1 pseudogene is annotated in these 504 nt (G+C 51.2%); it reads right to left on the reverse strand.

The window, feature by feature from the left end:
• Positions 1-504: pseudogene (locus ACTHUR_RS18785) on the reverse strand (serine--tRNA ligase); the annotation flags it as partial.

The raw sequence follows: 504 nt of genomic DNA on the forward strand, positions 1-504 counted from the left end.
GTGGTGTCATCCACGATATAAGGCGTGTAATGCTCGGTATAGCCGTGTTTCAGCGTGTGCGTGTCCAGCATGAACTGAGCCAAAGCGCGATGCAGACGGGCGATTTGGCCTTTCATCACGGTAAAGCGCGCGCCGGAAAGTTTCGCACCGCCTTCAAAATCCAAACCCAAAGGCTCGCCCAAATCAACATGGTCTTTGATTTCAAAGTCAAATTCTCGCGGCGTGCCAACTTTGCGGACCTCAACGTTTTCAGTTTCGTCTTTACCGACAGGCACACTTTCGTGCGGCAGGTTCGGAATGCTCAGCAGCCAAGCATCCAATTCTTTCTGAACGGCATCCAAATCAGCGGCTGCCTGCTCCAAATCAACTTTGATTTGGGCAACCTGATCCATCGCAGCTTGAGCCTCCTCGTGTTTGCCTTGACCTTTCAACGCACCGATTTGTTTGGAAATACTGTTGCGCGAAGCCTGCAACTCTTCTGTTTTCACTTGAACGGCTTTGCGT

This window comes from Neisseria sp. P0021.S007, assembly GCF_051956855.1.